Genomic DNA, 13,522 nt, shown 5'->3' with positions numbered 1-13,522 from the left:
CGCGAGCCGGCCTGGCGGGACCTGTCGCACGCCTCCGGAATGAACGGAGGGCCCCGGGACGTGGGCTAGCGCTTCGTAGCCTGCTTCCTCGCCCGGCGTGCGGCGGGCGTGTTGGCGACGAACTGGCGGCCCGCCCGGGAGCCAGTGCGCTTGCGTCGCTCGGTGGCCTTCTTCTGGGCCGGGCTCAGGTGGGCCCAGGCCTCCTTGGGCAGGTAGCGCGCGGTGGTGCGGCCGTGGCGGGCGCGGGTGCCGCCGTCCTGGGTGCCCCACTTCTCCTTCGTCCAGGACGACAGGTGGCGCTGCGAGGTGCCGCGAGCCCCCCGGTAGCCGCCGCCGGCCTTCTTGTATTCAGCGGCGAGGAGCTGGGCCTTGCGCGCGCTCCATTCGCCGGCGCGGCCGCCCTTGTCGCTCTTCATGATGCGTTTCTTGAGGCGCTCGCGCAGCGCGGGGTCCGTATACCGGCCGCTGGCGCTGGCGGACGCATGGCTCTTGCGCGCGGCGCGTTTCGCGGGCGTGGCGGCGGCGTGCTTGCGCCGGGGGGCGGCGTGGGTCTTCCGACGGCTGGCCATGACGGCTCCTTTGCTTGTGACAAAGGTACGGATGCCGCGCGGGGAATGGCCTTTTCGCCCCGCTGCCTGCTCGTCACCAGAGTCAGGCGGGTGTGGCGCCGGGTTCGGTGGGACGGAAGAGAGAGCACGCGCGCACGGGCTGGGGCGCGTACTTCTGGGGCAGGAGCGGACACATGATGAAGGTGGAGGTCCGGGTCTGGACGTAGCGGGGCGGCGCGGCGCAGCGGTGGCAGAGGCTGTCCGGGAACGGCAGCGGATCAGGTGGCGGCGTCATGGCAGTGCACAGCATCGCACGAGCCCGGGAGGAAAGGCGGGTGCGGGCCGCGCGCGCTCCCTAGATTGCGAGGCATGCACGTCACTGACGCCCACGTCGAACCCCACCGGCTGCGCCTGTCCGGCCGGCATGCCGTCCTGGAGGTGTCGTGTCCGCTGCCCGGAGTGCTGCGGTTGAGGCACGCGCCGGTGTCGTCGGAGATCGGCTTCCTCCATCCCGAGCTGCCCGGCAAGCGGTCCTGGTCCGTCATCGCCGAAGGGGGCCACCCCTTGAAGGTCGAACGCGACGACGAGCGCACGCGGGTGACGGCGGAGGGCGTGTCCCTGGAGGTGGATACGGAGTCGGGGACGTGGCACTTCCAGGACGCGAAGGGGCGGGAGCTGGCGCGTTGCGTGGATGTGTCCGGTGAGGTGCAGGCCGCGTATCCGATGAGCCGGCACCGCGCGCGGCTGAAGCTGCGGGCGCCGGAGGGGGAGCGCTACCTGGGGTTCGGCGAGAAGGTGGGGCCGCTGGACAAGCGCGGCATGCACTTCACGTTCTGGAACACGGACGTGGTGCCGCACCACCCGGACACGGATCCGCTCTACCAGTCCATCCCGTTCTTCGTGGGCCTGCGCGACGGCGTGGCGTGGGGGTTCTTCCTGGACGAGTCCTGGCGCTCGGAGGTGGACGTGGCGCTGGCGGACGCGTCGCGGGTGGCGTGGGAGTCGTGGGGGCCGGAGCTGGACTGCTACCTCTTCGCGGGACCCATGCCCGCGGACGTGGTGCGAAGGTACGCGGCGCTGACGGGGCGGCCTCCCCTGCCCCCGCTGTGGAGCCTGGGCGCGCAGCAGAGCCGCTGGGGCTACGAGAACGCGCAAGACATCCGGGGCGTCATCCAGGGCTACCGGCAGCGGAACCTGCCGCTGGACTGCGTGTATCTCGATATCGATTACATGGATGGGTACAAGGTCTGGACCTGGGACAGCGCGCGCTATCCGGACCCGGCCGGCCTGGTGCGCGAGGCGGCGGCGCAGGGCGTGCGGCTGGTGCCCATCATCGACCCGGCCTTGAAGCTGGAGCCGGGCTGGAACGTGTACGAGGACGCGAAGGCACGCGACTACCTGGTGCGCTACGACCGGGGCGGAGTGCTGGTGGGCGAGGTGTGGCCCAAGCCCGCGGTGTTCCCGGACCTGACGCGGCCGGAGGTGCAGCGCTGGTGGGGAGGCCTGCATCGCGACTTCGTGACGATGGGCGTGGCGGGGTTCTGGAACGACATGAACGAGCCGTCGTGTTTCGGGGTGCAGCCGGACGTGGGCATCCTCACGCTGACGAGCGAGCGCGCGGAAGGCATTGGCCAGGTGGAGGGCAAGACGCTGCCGTACGACGCGCGTCACGGGGAGAAGCGGCACCTGGAGGTGCACAACGTCTACGCGCTGGGCATGGCGAAGGGCGCGTTCGAAGGCTTGCGAGAGCTGCGTCCAGAGGCCCGGCCGTTCCTGCTGACGCGGGCGGGGTTCGCGGGCATCCAGCGCTACTCGGCGGTGTGGACGGGGGACAACTCCAGCCACTGGACGCAGCTGGAGACATCGCTGCCCATGTTGATGGGATTGGGACTGGCGGCGGTGGCGCTCACGGGGGTGGACATCCCGGGCTTCATCGGACGGGCGAACGGTGAGCTGCTGGTGCGGTGGATGCAGACGGGCGCGTTCTACCCGCTGATGCGCAACCACGCGGGCAAGGGAACGTCGCCGCAGGAGCCGTGGCGGTTCGGAGAGCCCTACCTGACGCTGGCGCGAGCGGCGCTGGAGCGGCGGTACCGGCTCCTGCCCACGCTGTACACGCTGATGCACGAAGCGTCGGAGACGGGGATCGCGCCGCTGAGGCCGCTGTTGATGGAGGCGCCCGGGGACGCGGAGGCGGCGGGTGCGTTCGATCAGTTCCTGTTCGGAAGGGACCTGCTGGTGGCGCCGGTGGTGCGGCCCGGGCAGACGAAGCGACTGGCGTACCTGCCAGCGGGTGCATGGCTGGAGTGGCCAGGGCTGGAGTGGACAGGGGAGGTGCGCGAGGGAGGACAGCACGTCATCGCGGACGGGCCACTGGACACGGTGCCGGTGTGGCTGCGCGCGGGAGGCGCGGTGGCGCTGACACGGCCCGCGATGCACACCACGGACGCGAACTGGAAGCACCTGGAGTGGCACGTGCACGTGGCGGTGGAGATATACGGCCGGCTCTACGAGGACGCGGGAGACGGCTACGGTGCGTCACGGCTCACAGCGCTGCGCGGCGGTGTGACGGATGGAGTGCTGCGATTGGAGCGGAGCGAGGCGGGAATGCTCGCGCGGGCGCGGACGGAGGAGACGATCCGGATGTATGGATTGACGTCCGTGCGGAAGGTGACGGGAGCGCAGGCACACCGTTTCGAGGACGGCGTGCTGGAGCTCCAGGTCGCCGCGGACTGGACGCGACTGGACGTGGCTCCGTAGGTCAGAGGACAGGGAGTTCCTTGAACACGACGCCTTCGAATCCGAAGCGGTTCACGGCGTCCACGAAGCGCTCCGTCGCGATGATGATGGTCGTGTAGTCGCTGAGGCGGAACAGGTCCAGGTCGCCGGTCAGGGTGCTCCCGTCGAGGATGGGTGCGTCTGGATAACTCCCTCCTTGCCGCCCGCACCGTTCGCAGGGCCGTTCCCGTCCGCCTGGGAAGCAGCTGTCGTGCAGTCGGCCTCGGCAATGGATCTCGACCTCCCGCAGCTCCACCTCGACCTTGCTCCGAAAGCGCAGGTCCATCTTGCTCGCGCGAAGGGCGATGCCTGCCTCACGCAGCAGGTCCACGATCTCGCTCCGCATCACCAGGGTCCAAGGGTCATACAGATCGAGCGCACTCCACTTGCCGGAGGCCTTGCCGATGAGAGGCCCGAACTCGGCCCCTGGCAGCAATGGCGCCTCGAAGGGCACCTGAAGCCGGACGAGATCACGCAGTCGCTCGTACTCCTCGATCGGAACCTGCCGTGCTTCCGCGAGCTCTCCCCTATGGGCCCAGCCCGAGAGATCCACGGAGGGATATGCCTCTCCCAGTCCACCAGGGCTGGACCCACACACAGGACACAACCCTCCCGGCAATCCCCATCGGTGCGCGCCATCGATGAATCCGGTGAAGCGCGCCCCTTTCGCAGCATTCACTTCAAAGAACCTCACGGATCCTCCGGCGACTAGCGAAGCTAATAGTAGGAAACAATGGGTCCCATGATGTTGAAGTCAACGATCATCCGAGCCAGTTGGTCCTGGATCTCCTTAGGAGTCGCATTCGTGTTCTTACGAGCGAAGTCACGCCACGTCTGATTCCAGGGACCACCCCGCCCTCCCGGCCCATGGATTCGTACGTGCTCCGCACGGGGAATGACCATCGTGAAGTCATGCACGTTGATTCTTCCCCTCCGCCAGAAGAACTCCGCGAGGCGTTCCTCTTGAGGGTAGAGATGATGCTTGACCCATCCCGAGCCGGAAGGCCTCCTGCCATCCGGTGGCGGAGGAGGCGCGGGATGGTTGTACCAGCGGATGACGAAGATGGCTTCGCGGTCCCCTGGAAGCGGCTGGGCACTCCCCCAATTGCGCCGGGGACCTGCACCGGGTGCCGCTGACGACACGGGAGGCCGGATGCCTCCCCGTGCCAGCAACACACCGGTGTCCTCGCAGCGATAGAGGCCGCAGAGGTCGTCAGCACAGACCAGCGCCACACACCGGTCGTGCCCCTCACAGGCGTCATCCTCCGCCGCGCCCCAGTCCTCCAGCGCCGGCAAGGGCGCGGACGCGCAACCTGTCAGCAACACGCACAAACCCACCGCGAAGAGCCTCGTCATCATGCGGCTCACCACAGCGGCGCCATGTTCTCCACGTACTTGAAGCCCGTGCCCGTGTTGAACACGACCACCGTCTCCTCCGGCTTCACGTCCCCGGCGGCCTGAAGCTTCTTGAGCGCCGCCACGCACGCGCCACCCTCCGGCGCCATGAACAGCCCTTCCGCCGCGGCGGCGTCCTTCGTGCCCTGGACGATCTCCTCCTCCGTCACCGACACCGCCGTGCCGTGGCTGTCCTTCACCGCGCGCAGGATGAGGAAGTCCCCCAGCGCCTTGGGCACCCGCAGGCCGTGCGCGTGCGTCGTCGCGCCCTGCCACATGGGCGCGTCCGGCTTGCCTTCCGCGTGCGCCTTCACGATGGGCGCGCAACCTTCCGCCTGCACCGCCACCATCCGGGGCCGCTTCGAATCAATCAGCCCCATCGCCTCCATCTCCTCGAAGGCCTTCCACATCCCGATGAGCCCCGTGCCTCCACCAGTCGGATAGAGGATGACGTCCGGCAGCGTCCACCCGAGCTGCTCCGCCAGCTCGTAGCCCATCGTCTTCTTGCCCTCGACCCGGTAGGGCTCCTTCAGCGTGGCGCACTCGTACCAGCCATGCTCCTTCGCCAGCCCCGCGCACACCCGGCCCGCGTCGGAGATGAGTCCGTCCACCGTCTCCACGTGCGCGCCGTAGGCCCGCGTCTCCATCAGGAACAGCGACGCGATGTCCTTCGGCACGAAGACGTGCGCCTCCAGCCCGCCCCGCGCCGCGTATGCCGCCAGCGCGCTGCCCGCGTTCCCAGCGGAGGGCAGACACACCGCCTTCGCGCCCAGCGCCTTCGCCATGGACACCGCGGCGGACAGGCCCCGCGCCTTGAAGGAGCCCGTCGGGTTGCCGCTCTCGTCCTTCACCAGGACGTGCTTCAACCCCAGCCGTGAGCCCAACCGGGGCGTGGGGAGCAGCGGCGTGAAGCCCTCCCCCAACATCAGGCGCTGCGCCGGGTCATCCACCGGCAACACCTCGTGGTAGCGCCACATGGAGCGCTCACGTCCGGGCAGCGCTTCCTTGCGCAACGTCTTCGCCGCGCGCTCCAGGTCGTAGCGCGCGAACAGCGGCGCCTGACACGCCGTGCACAGGTTCCACACCTTGCCCGGCGCGAACGTCTGGTCGCACTTCGTGCATTCAAGTCGGAGGACGGACATGCCTCCGACTCTACTCAGTCCTTCAACTCCAGCCACACCGGCGCGTGGTCCGACGGCTGCTGCCCCTTGCGCTCCTCGCGGTCCACGTCACACGCCGTGAGCCGGGGCACCAGCGGCGCCGTGAGGAACAGGTGGTCGATTCGCACGCCCTTGTTCTTGGGGAACATCAGCATCCGGTAGTCCCACCAGGAGAACTTCTGCACGTCCGGGTAGAGCTTGCGGAACGCGTCCGTCAGGCCAAAGGCACACACCTGCTGGAGCGCGTCCCGCTCGCGCAACGTGAAGAGCGTCTGCCCTTCCCACTGCGCCACGTCGTACACGTCGATGGGGTCCGGCGCGATGTTCCAGTCCCCGCCCATCACCACCAGGTCGTCCGGCTTGTGGCGCGTGTCCAGGTAGTTCCGCAGCCGCCGGTACCACTCCAGCTTGTAGACGTACGCGGGTGAGTCCACCTGCTGGCCGTTGGGCGCGTACGCGCTCACCACGCGGATGCCGTTCACCGTCGCGCTGATGAAGCGCGCGTGCGTGTCATCCACTCCGTCCGACAGGCCTCGGATGACATCCGTGGGCTCCGTCTTCGCCAGGATGGCCACGCCGTTGTACGTCTTCTGCCCGTGCACCGCGGCGAAGTAGCCCGCCTCCTTCACCACGTCGAAGGGGAAGTCCGCGTCGGTGCACTTGAGCTCCTGCAGGCACAGCACGTCTGGTTGGGCGCTCTTCAGCCAGTTGACCAACCGCTGCTGCCGAGCCCTCACCGAGTTCACGTTCCAGGTCGCGATTCGCATGCGGCGCGGACCGTCGCACGCGGCCCACGCCCCTGCCACGCTTTTCCCCTCGCGCCTGTGGCCCCAGGGACACACCCGCCGGCCTCCCGAGGGGACCTCCGTTGGCACACCGGTCGCAATAGGGGATTGCCATGAACCCGAAGACGCGCACCCGGCCCCGTCGCACCGCCTCCTCCCGGCGCTTCACCGTGCCGCCCGCGCTTCGCAAGGCCCTCATCCCCGCCGCGCTCGCCGCCCTGGGGCTCGCCGCCTGGGAGGACGTCCCCCTGCCCCGCCTGCTCAAGCCCTGGCTCTCCCACGCCATGGAGGCCCGCGCTGGACAGGCCCCTGTCGCGGCTCCCACCCTTCCCCTGGAGGCCCCGGGCCACGAGCTCTCGATGGCCGCCCCGCGCCTCGTGGACGAGGCCGCCCCCATGGAGCCCGCCGCCGACGCCCCCGTCCCCGGTGACGCCCTGGCGCTGCCGCACACGCACGCCCGCCGGGTGGACCACGTGGCCCGCGCCCTGGGCCTGCGCGACCTGGGGGACCTGTCCGGCGCCGTGACGGAGCTGCGCCGCGCGCTGCACGACGACCCGGGCGCCACGGACGCCCTGGCGCAGCTGGCGCGCACGGCCCGGGTGGCCGGAGACACGACGCTCGCCATCGACGCGTACGCCCGGCTGGGTCAGGCGGAGCCTCATGACGCGGGGGCGCTGGTGCAGCAGGCGCGGCTGCTGGTGTCGGAGGGCCGATTCCCGGACGCCGTCCGCGTGGGCGAAGAGGCGCTCCTGCGCGACCCGGAGGACGCGGAGGTGTACCAGGTGCTCGGCCGCGCGCACCTGGGCGCCCATGAGCTCACCTCCGCCATCCTGCGCTTCCAGCAGGCGGTGCACCTGGACCCCGAGCACGGCCACGCGCTCAACAACCTGGGCTTCGCCTACCTGCGCGCCAACGATAACGCTCGCGCCGTGGAGGTCCTCACCCAGGCCGCCAGCCTCCTGCCGCACGTGGCCTACGTGCAGAACAACCTGGGCGTCGCCTGCGAGCGCCTGGGCCGGCTGGAGGAGGCCCGCGCCGCCTACGCCGCCGCCACCCGGCTGTCGCCCCGCTACGTGCAGGCCCGCGTCAACGCGGAGCGGGTGGGCCGCGTCGCCCGGGCCGACCCGGCGGGTCCTGCCCTGCTGGAGCCGCTCCTGCCCGTCACGCCGTAGGGCGGGCAGCCAGGAAACAGCGCCGTTCCCGGGGGGGACGGCCCAGGCGGGTTCTCCCCGCCCGCCCCCCGGTCTAACCTCCAGTCCTTCATCCCCGCATTCACGAGCGTCATGACTCCGGCCCGACCGATGCCTCCTTCTCCCGAGCCCCTCTCCCCGGCCCCGACCGGAGCCCCGCCGCCCAAGAAGGGCGGCTTCGGCGCCGCGCTGTGGCGCTGGACGAAGCGGCTCCTGGTGCTGGGCGCCGTGGGGCTGGTGCTCGTCATCGGCGTGTGCGTGGGCACGTACGTCTACTTCAGCCGCGACCTGCCCTCCGTGGAGTCGCTGCGCAACTACCAGCCGCCGCAGGTGACGAAGGTGACGTGCGCGGACGGCTCACTCTGCGCGGAGTACGCGCTGGAGCGCCGCACGCTCGTCCGCATGGAGGACCTGCCCCCGCACGTGCGCAACGCGTTCCTCGCCGCCGAGGACGCGGACTTCTACAAGCACGAGGGCCTGGACCCCTTCGGCATCCTGCGCGCGGGAGTGAAGAACCTCATCCCCGGCAGCCGCAAGTCCGGCGCGTCCACGCTCACGCAGCAGGTCGTGAAGAACATGCTGCTCACGCCCGAGCGCAGCCTGGGCCGCAAAATCCGGGAGTGGATCCTCACGCCGCGCCTGGAGCAGGCGCTCACCAAGGATCAGATCCTCAGCCTCTACATCAACGGCGTGTACTTCGGGCAGCGGCGCTACGGGCTGGAGGAGGCGGCGCTCTACTACTTCGGCAAGCACGCCAAGGACCTGACCGTGGGCGAGGCCGCCGTGCTCGCGGGCACAGTGCAGTCTCCCCACCGCATCAACCCGGTGGCGAACATCACCCGCGCCAAGGCGCGCCAGCGCTACGTGCTGGAGCAGATGGCGGGCCAGGGCTTCGTGCCGCGCGCGGTGGTGGACGCGGAGAAGGAGAAGCCCATCGTGCTCGCGCCGCGCAAGACGGTCAGCGCGGGCGCCTACTACGCGGAGGAAATCCGCCGCACGCTGATTGAACGCTACGGCGAGAAGACGGTGATGGAGGGCGGCCTGCGCGTGGACATCGCGCTCGTGCCCAAGCTCCAGACCACCGCCGAGCAGGCCGTGCGTGACGGACTGGAGGCCGTGGACCGGCGCCAGGGCTACCGGGGCGCACAGGGCAAGCTGGAGGAGGCGCAGTGGAAGCGCTACCGCGAGCTCATCGTCCAGCGCATCGAGGAGGCCGGCCGCCGGCAGAAGGACCAGGGCTACGTCGCGGACCTGGCGCCGCTGGCGCAGCCTCTCGCCGCCCCGGCTCCGGCGAAGACGCCCACCGCGCAGGAGGTGGAAGGCGCCGAGGAGCCGCGCCCCGCCGCCCTGGCCGCGGACACGGACTCGGAGGAAGAGGAGGCCCAGTCGCCGGAGCGTGCGCGCGTGGGCCAGGTCATCCTCAAGCCGATGGAGGAGGGGCTGCGCCTCACCGGCTACGTGACGGAGGTGGACACGAAGCGCAACGTGGCACGCGTGGACCTGGTGGGCCGCACCGCGGAGGTGTCCTTCGATTCCACCACCTGGGCGCGGCAGAAGGGCAAGAAGGCGCCCAAGGACATCTCGGACGTGTTCACTCCCGGGGAACTGGTGTTCGTGCGCGTGCTCAAGGCTCCTCCAGCGCCGGCCTTCGTGGAGGCCACGTTGGATCAGGTGCCCGTGGTGCAGGGCGGGCTCGTGGTCATCAACCCGGCCAACCGCAACGTGGTGGCCATGGTGGGCGGCTATGACGCGGAGCGCTCGTCGTTCAACCGCGCCACGCAGGCGAAGCGGCAGCCGGGTTCGTCGTTCAAGCCCTTCATCTACGGCGCGGCGCTGGCCAGTGGTCGCTTCACCCCGCTCTCCACGGTGAACGACGCGCCGGAGTCCATCCGCGACCCGTACACGGGCAAGACGTGGCGGCCCAAGAACTTCGACGGGCGCTTCGAAGGTCCCATGACGCTGCGCACGGCGCTGAGCAAGTCGAAGAACACGGTGTCCGTGCGGCTCATCGAGTCCGTCACTCCCGCGACCGCCATCGACTTCGCGCGCCGGGCCGGCATCCGCTCCGCGCTGCCGGAGAACCTCACGCTGGCCCTGGGCACCGGTGAGGTGACGATGCTGGAGGCCGTCAACGCGTACGCCACGCTCCAGGCCAACGGCCGCTACGCGGAGCCGCTGACGCTCCTGCGCGTGCGCGACGCGAAGGGCACGGTGCTGGAGGAGCACCAGCCGGCCTTCGAGGAGACGCTGCCCCCGGCGGTGGCGTACCTCACGACGTCGCTGATGCGCAGCGTGGTGGAGGACGGCTCGGCGCGCGCGGTGCGGGAACTGAACCGGCCCGCCGCGGGCAAGACGGGCACCACCAACGAGTCCAAGGACACGTGGTTCAACGGCTACACGATGGACTGGGTGGCCAGCGCGTGGGTGGGCTTCGATGACAACTCGCCCCTGGGCAGCAGCGAGACGGGCGGCCGGGCCGCGCTGCCCATGTGGCTCAACTTCATGCGGGTGGCGGAGGAGGGCCTGCCCGCGCGCGACTTCGAGGTGCCGCCGGGCGTCACCCAGGTGCGCATCGACCCCGTCACCGGGCTGCTCGCGGGCAACGCCGTTCCGGGCCGGATGGAGCCCTACCTGGAGGGCACCCAGCCCACCGCCGAGGCCCCGCCGCCCGGACAGGTGACGCCGGACAACTACTTCCTGGAGGAAGGTGGCAAAAGGGGGCTGTGAGTCGCTCGCTCCTTCCGCTGGTCCTCGCGCTCGCGTTCGCCCTGCCCGCCCAGGCGGAGTCGGACGAAAGCGCGCCTCCCGCCTCCGCCCGGCTGGCCCTGGCCGTGGCCGACGCCATCCGCGGTGCACCCGCGGAGGCGCCCGTAGCGCTCTGCCTGTCCGGAAGCTCTCCGGAGTTGCGCCGGGCCTTCGGGACGCTGCTCGCCGCGCGGCTCGCCGCGATGAACCTGGGGCCGGTGGTGCTGGACGTTGCGCCCGAGCGCGCCGAGGCCGCCGCCCGCGAACAGGGAGCCCGCTCGCTGGCGCGGCTCACGCTGGACGTGGAGGGCGGCGAGTTGGTGGCGCGGGGTGACGTGCTGGGCACGTGGGTGAACTTCTGGTCCGGCCGCACGCCCACGCGTCCACCGAAGCCCGCCGCCGCCGTGGCCGAGGGCGTGGAGGCCGATGCCGCGGTGCTGGCGTTGGCGGCGGTGGGGACGCCGTCCTCGGGAGTCACGGGTCCGGGTCCGCGGGAGCGGCGGCCGGTGCGGCTGCTGGGCGCGGTGTTCGCGAGGCTGGAGACACCGCTGGCCGCGCTGGCGGCGGGCGACCTGGATGGCGATGGCCGCGATGAAGTGGCCGCGCTCACCGAGCACGAGGTGGTGGTGTTCGGCGCGGACGGGCGGGTGCTCGCGAGGCGGGAGCTGGAAGGGGCGGCGGCCACGGCGACGACGCGCGAGCCCTTCGGAGCGCTGGCGGTGCTGACGGGGCCGCCGCGACTGGCGGCCTGGAGCACGCGGTATGCGCGCGGCGAGGTGCTGGTGCTGGACAAGGCGAAGGGGACGCTGCGTCCGTCGGGGACGCTGGACGCAGCGCCGCTGGGGACGGCGGAGCGCGGGACGTTCGTGCCGGGACAGACGGTGTTCGCGCCCGAGGTCCGGCTGGCGGACGGGCGGAGTCTCACCGTGCCCGCGCCCTTCGGTACGGCGAGCTTCGCGGCGCCGCGCATGCTGTTCGTGCACGCGGACAGCACGGCGTCGCTCTACATGCGTCCCGCATCCGCGCCGTTGAAGGTGTCCGGGCTGGGCGCGGGCAGCGCGCTGGGAGACCTGGATGGGGACGGGGTGCCGGAGCTGCTCACCACGTCACCTCAGCTCCAGCCGTCGCCAGACGTGTTGAGGGTGCTGTCGTTGAACTCCGACGCGCCGATGGCGCACGAGCCCCTGTGGCAGGGAGCGCTCCCGCCGGGCCGGGCGCTGTACGTGGTGACGGCGGACCTGGATGGTGACAAGCGCCGCGAAGTCATCGTGGGTTCGTGGAAGCCGGACGGCACGAGCGAGCTGTTCCTCCTGCGCCAGGGTGCACCGTGATGAGGGCGCACAAGAGCCACGAAGTCCTGGTGAGGCAGTCGCGGTCCAGCGGCACGGGTGCACCATGATGAAGGCCCACAAGCGCCTCGAACTCCAGGTGATGGCGTCGCGGTCCAGCAGCACGGGCCATTCGGCCCCGCCTCGGCAGGTGGGCCGCGAAGCAGCGGCGGCGCCGCGGTATCGACAGGAGGGCGCCGTGCTGATCCGCTCCGCACTCGCGGGCCTCGTGTTGCTGTCCTCCACTCCGGCACTGTCGGCCAGCCGTCCGCGCTACGGCGGCGAGCTGCGGGTGGCGCACGCGGGGCCCCCTGAAATCGGGGAGCCCGCGCTCGCGGACACACCGATGGAGGCCGCGCTGCTGGGCCTGCTGACCCGGTCCGTGTGCCGCGTGGACACCGGCGGACAGGTGCACCCGACCCTGGCGCGCGAACTGTCGCGCCCCGTACCGCAGGCCCTGCGCGTGGCGATGCCCTCCGCGGCCAGCGCGACCGCCGTGGCCCGCGCGTGGACACGGCTGTCCTCCACGGAGTCGCAGTCTCCGTACCGCGCGCTCCTGTATCCACTGCGCGGCGATGGCCGGCAGGTGACGTCCACCGGCGCCACGCTGGACCTGGCGCTGGCGTTTCCGTGGCCCGACCTGGAGCGCTCGCTGTGCCACCCTGCCCTCGCGACGCCGCCGTCGCCCGCGTCGGGACCGTTCAGTGCCGCGGGCCGTGGCGTGCTGGAAGCCCAGGTCGCGTGGCCCGAAGGCCGTCCGTACCTGGACCGGCTGGCGCTCACCGCCACGGATGAGCGGGGCCTCGCGCGACTGTGGTCCGCGCGGCAGGTGCAGGTGGAGCTGGGCACGCCGCCCGACGACAACACCCTCACGGGCGCCGCGCTGTACGCGACCTATCTGGCGTACTCGCCCCGGAAGGTGCCCGCGGACTTCCGTCAGGCGGTGGAGAGCGCCATCGACCGCGAGGACCTCACGCGGCTGTTCGTGAAGGGCCCCGCGGTGCCCATGGCGAACCTGCTGCCGCCCGCGTTGATGCCCCAGGGCCCCAGGCCTCGGCCCAATGCGCCTCCGACGGGCGCGCCCCGCAAGGTGACGCTCGTCTATGACGCCGCGCTGGCGGATCAACGCGCCGTGGCCGAGCGCATCCAGGTCAAGCTGCACGACCAGGGCTACACCGTCGCGCTGGAGCCCCAGTCGCGCGCCGCGCTGCGAAGCCGTCAGGCGAAGGGCGACTTCGAGCTGATGCTCAGCGCGTTCCTGCTGCCGCCCGTTCCCGGCCCCGCGCTGGCGGTGGTGCTGGAAGCTGGCGGCCGCCGCGACCTGCTCGGCGTGGAGCTGCCGCCCATCGGGGCCCTGACGGACGCCGGAGCCCGGGACGCACGAAGCCGTGAACGGGCCCTGGCGCTCGCGCCCTCCGTGCCCCTCATTCCGCTGTACGCCCAGGGACTCGCGCTGCGCGTCGCGCCGGAGGTGACGGGGCTCGTGCTGGATGCCCAGGGCCTGCCCGTGCTCGAAGGCGCCTGGCTCGCCCCCGTCGAGGCCTCTGGCGGCGGAGGCCGGCCGTGAGCCCCACCCACGCGGCAGCTCCCAGG

The 13,522-nt window shown here is 71.2% G+C and carries 11 protein-coding genes; 5 read left to right on the top strand and 6 right to left on the bottom strand.

The genetic code is table 11. The annotated features are described in order from the left end of the window. Positions 1-65: 65 nt before the first annotated feature. Together GTZ93_RS18940 and GTZ93_RS18935 are read right to left on the bottom strand one after the other, a co-directional pair. A complete protein-coding gene (locus tag GTZ93_RS18940; RefSeq protein ID WP_139919063.1) occupies positions 66-569 on the bottom strand; it encodes a hypothetical protein in 504 nt (167 codons plus the stop codon). Between the two features lie 82 nt (positions 570-651). Next, the gene (locus GTZ93_RS18935; protein WP_121751894.1) at positions 652-843 is read right to left on the bottom strand and encodes a hypothetical protein; all 192 of its coding nucleotides are present in this window, start codon (positions 841-843) and stop codon (positions 652-654) included. A gap of 74 nt (positions 844-917) precedes the next feature. Here GTZ93_RS18935 and GTZ93_RS18930 point away from each other — a divergent pair, with 74 nt between their 5' ends. Further along, positions 918-3,308 carry a glycoside hydrolase family 31 protein gene (locus tag GTZ93_RS18930; RefSeq protein ID WP_139919064.1) on the top strand — a complete coding sequence of 797 codons (2,391 nt, stop codon included), beginning with the start codon at positions 918-920 and terminating at the stop codon, positions 3,306-3,308. Position 3,309: 1 nt separating this feature from the next. Here GTZ93_RS18930 and sitI6 read toward each other — a convergent pair whose 3' ends face one another. The 4 genes from sitI6 to xth are packed head-to-tail and all read right to left on the bottom strand — an operon-like array spanning position 3,310 to position 6,648. Beyond that, positions 3,310-4,005 carry a SitI6 family double-CXXCG motif immunity protein gene (gene sitI6, locus GTZ93_RS18925; protein WP_257979222.1) on the bottom strand — a complete coding sequence of 232 codons (696 nt, stop codon included), beginning with the start codon at positions 4,003-4,005 and terminating at the stop codon, positions 3,310-3,312. 38 nt (positions 4,006-4,043) lie between these two features. After that, positions 4,044-4,682, bottom strand: a complete 639-nt coding sequence (sitA6, locus tag GTZ93_RS18920) for a SitA6 family polymorphic toxin lipoprotein (protein WP_261778622.1) — start codon at positions 4,680-4,682, stop codon at positions 4,044-4,046. A gap of 8 nt (positions 4,683-4,690) precedes the next feature. Continuing rightward, positions 4,691-5,863 carry a threonine synthase gene (locus GTZ93_RS18915; RefSeq protein ID WP_139924003.1) on the bottom strand — a complete coding sequence of 391 codons (1,173 nt, stop codon included), beginning with the start codon at positions 5,861-5,863 and terminating at the stop codon, positions 4,691-4,693. Between the two features lie 14 nt (positions 5,864-5,877). Continuing rightward, positions 5,878-6,648: an exodeoxyribonuclease III gene (gene xth, locus GTZ93_RS18910; RefSeq protein WP_120581591.1), complete on the bottom strand. Its 771-nt coding sequence runs from the start codon at positions 6,646-6,648 to the stop codon at positions 5,878-5,880. Positions 6,649-6,779: 131 nt separating this feature from the next. Between xth and GTZ93_RS18905 the strand changes: the two genes are divergently transcribed. From GTZ93_RS18905 to GTZ93_RS18890, 4 genes are all read left to right on the top strand, one after another. Beyond that, positions 6,780-7,838 carry a tetratricopeptide repeat protein gene (locus tag GTZ93_RS18905; protein ID WP_161662910.1) on the top strand — a complete coding sequence of 353 codons (1,059 nt, stop codon included), beginning with the start codon at positions 6,780-6,782 and terminating at the stop codon, positions 7,836-7,838. A gap of 111 nt (positions 7,839-7,949) precedes the next feature. Further along, positions 7,950-10,583, top strand: coding sequence for a penicillin-binding protein 1A (locus tag GTZ93_RS18900; RefSeq protein ID WP_261778575.1), 2,634 nt, complete (start codon positions 7,950-7,952; stop codon positions 10,581-10,583). Next, positions 10,580-11,932, top strand: coding sequence for an FG-GAP repeat domain-containing protein (locus tag GTZ93_RS18895; protein WP_139921299.1), 1,353 nt, complete (start codon positions 10,580-10,582; stop codon positions 11,930-11,932). The genes GTZ93_RS18900 and GTZ93_RS18895 overlap by 4 nt, the downstream gene beginning before the upstream one ends. Positions 11,933-12,128: 196 nt before the next feature. Next, positions 12,129-13,496 (top strand): ABC transporter substrate-binding protein, encoded by a 1,368-nt coding sequence (locus GTZ93_RS18890; RefSeq protein ID WP_139921303.1) that lies wholly within the window; start codon positions 12,129-12,131, stop codon positions 13,494-13,496. Positions 13,497-13,522 lie beyond the last annotated feature (26 nt).

It is taken from the genome of Corallococcus exiguus (genome assembly GCF_009909105.1).
GTDB lineage: Bacteria > Myxococcota > Myxococcia > Myxococcales > Myxococcaceae > Corallococcus > Corallococcus exiguus.
Note: the sequence above shows the minus strand (reverse complement) of the source record. Positions and strands in the feature narration are given on the sequence as shown.

Bases quoted from the DNA above. Each gene is read 5' to 3' on its own strand.
- GTZ93_RS18940 (WP_139919063.1), bottom strand. From the start codon at position 569: ATGGCCAGCCGTCGGAAGACCCACGCCGCCCCCCGGCGCAAGCACGCC.
- GTZ93_RS18935 (WP_121751894.1), bottom strand. From the start codon at position 843: ATGACGCCGCCACCTGATCCGCTGCCGTTCCCGGACAGCCTCTGCCAC.
- GTZ93_RS18930 (WP_139919064.1), top strand. From the start codon at position 918: ATGCACGTCACTGACGCCCACGTCGAACCCCACCGGCTGCGCCTGTCC.
- sitA6 (WP_261778622.1), bottom strand. From the start codon at position 4,682: ATGACGAGGCTCTTCGCGGTGGGTTTGTGCGTGTTGCTGACAGGTTGC.
- GTZ93_RS18915 (WP_139924003.1), bottom strand. From the start codon at position 5,863: ATGTCCGTCCTCCGACTTGAATGCACGAAGTGCGACCAGACGTTCGCG.
- xth (WP_120581591.1), bottom strand. From the start codon at position 6,648: ATGCGAATCGCGACCTGGAACGTGAACTCGGTGAGGGCTCGGCAGCAG.
- GTZ93_RS18905 (WP_161662910.1), top strand. From the start codon at position 6,780: ATGAACCCGAAGACGCGCACCCGGCCCCGTCGCACCGCCTCCTCCCGG.
- GTZ93_RS18900 (WP_261778575.1), top strand. From the start codon at position 7,950: ATGACTCCGGCCCGACCGATGCCTCCTTCTCCCGAGCCCCTCTCCCCG.